Genomic DNA, 2,012 nt, shown 5'->3' on the forward strand with positions numbered 1-2,012 from the left:
CGCGCGGCGAACGCTTCCACGAAGTCTTCGCCGCCTCGCGTGAAGCGCGCCGCCCGCTGCTGTTCGGCCAGCTCATCATCATGATCGTGTACCTGCCGATGTTTGCGCTGACCGGCGTCGAAGGAAAGATGTTCCAGCCGATGGCCTTCACCGTGGTGGCAGCCTTGCTGGGCGCGATGATCCTGTCGGTCACCTTCATCCCGGCCGCGATTGCGCTGTTCATCGGCGACAAGGTCGACGAAAAGGAAAACGCCCTGATGCGCGCCGCCAAGCGCGCCTATGCGCCGCTGCTGCAAGCCTCGCTGCGCAACAAGCTGGTGGTGCTGTCGCTGGCCGCCGCCGTGATCGTCCTGTGCACGCTGCTCGGCACCAGGCTGGGCAGCGAGTTCGTACCCAGCCTCAACGAAGGCGACCTGGCGATCCAGTCCTTGCGCATTCCCGGCACCAGCCTGACGCAATCGGTGGAGATGCAGCAGCAGCTCGAACGCACGCTCAAGGACAACTTCCCCGAGATCGAGCGCGTGTTCGCCCGAACCGGCACCGCCGAAGTGGCGTCCGACCCGATGCCGCCGAACATCTCCGACGGCTACATCATGCTCAAGCCGCAAGACCAGTGGCCCAAGCCGAGGAAGACGCGCGACGAACTGATCGCCGCCATCCAGGAAACCGTCGCCGCCCTGCCCGGCAACAGCTACGAGTTTTCGCAACCGATCCAGTTGCGCTTCAATGAACTGATCTCGGGCGTGCGCAGCGATGTCGCGGTCAAGGTCTTCGGCGACGACATGGACGTGCTCAACGACACCGCCGCCAAGATCGCCGGCACACTCGGCAAAGTCCCCGGCGCAACCGAAGTCAAGGTCGAGCAATCGACCGGCCTGCCGATGCTGACCGTCAGGATAGACCGCGAGAAAACCGCCCGCTACGGCCTCAACATCGGCGACGTGCAGGACACCGTCGCCATGGCCATCGGCGGCAAGGAAGCCGGCGCCTTGTTCCAAGGCGACCGCCGCTTCGACATCATCGTGCGATTGCCGGAAAACGAGCGCAACGATCTCGACGCCATCAAGCGCCTGCCGATCCCCTTGCCGCACAACGACGGCAAGCTCAGCTACATCCCGCTGGGCGAAGTAGCCGACTTCGACATCGCCCCCGGCCCCAACCAGGTCAGCCGCGAAAACGGCAAGCGCCGCGTCGTCGTCAGCGCCAACGTGCGCGGACGCGACCTCGGCTCCTTCGTCGACGACGCGGCCGCCGGCATCGCCGCGCAGGTAAAAATCCCGACCGGCTACTGGATCGCCTGGGGCGGCCAGTTCGAGAACCTGCAGTCGGCAACGCAACGCCTGCAAATCGTCGTGCCGGTCGCCTTGCTGCTGGTGTTTGTCCTTCTGTTCGCGATGTTCAACAACGTCAAGGACGGCCTGCTGGTCTTCACCGGCATCCCGTTCGCCCTGACCGGCGGCGTATATATATATCGGCTCGCCGTCGATGAACTTCCTGCGCGGCAAGCTCACCACTGACGGCACCGCCCCTGCATTCGAACTGGAGCATGGCGGCCAGAAGACTTTGCTGAGCCTGCCGCTGAACGGCCACACCGATGCAGTAGCAAAATGGGTAGGCCGCGACATCGTCCTCGGCATTCGTCCGGAACACGTCACCGACGCCATGAGCGCCCATAACGGTAAAGCGGGCGATCCGCTCAGCACCACCGGCAGCTACCGTCCGACCGAAGTCGACTGCACCATCGAACTGACAGAGCCGACCGGCCCGGATACTTTGGTGGTGGCGCGTTTCAACGACGCTCCGGTGACATGCCGCACGCATCCGCGCGCAGGTGCCTTGCCGAATGAGCCGCTGAAGCTGGCGTTTGATCTGACCAAGGCGCTGTTGTTTGATCCGGCTTCGGAGCAGCGGATTGCTTGACGTGCAGCGTAGATAAAAGAAGCCCCGCGACAGTGATGTTGTGAACTGACCCCATAAAGTTGGCTGGCGCTGGCGATGCGCGGCATCCCGCT

Annotated in this window: 2 protein-coding genes; both read left to right on the top strand. The window is 63.9% G+C overall.

Annotated features, from left to right (window positions below):
• Nucleotides 1-1,517: CusA/CzcA family heavy metal efflux RND transporter (locus HLUSI_RS30690; protein ID WP_016836582.1), on the top strand; the 1,517-nt coding region annotated here is incomplete at its 5' end.
• Entirely contained in the window at nucleotides 1,486-1,920 is a 435-nt protein-coding gene (locus HLUSI_RS0125270) for an ATP-binding cassette domain-containing protein (protein WP_016836583.1), read from the top strand. The genes HLUSI_RS30690 and HLUSI_RS0125270, both read left to right, overlap by 32 nt.
• Nucleotides 1,921-2,012: the final 92 nt, after the last annotated feature.

Origin of the sequence: Herbaspirillum lusitanum P6-12 (assembly GCF_000256565.1) — a bacterium.
GTDB classification, from domain to species: domain Bacteria; phylum Pseudomonadota; class Gammaproteobacteria; order Burkholderiales; family Burkholderiaceae_D; genus Herbaspirillum; species Herbaspirillum lusitanum.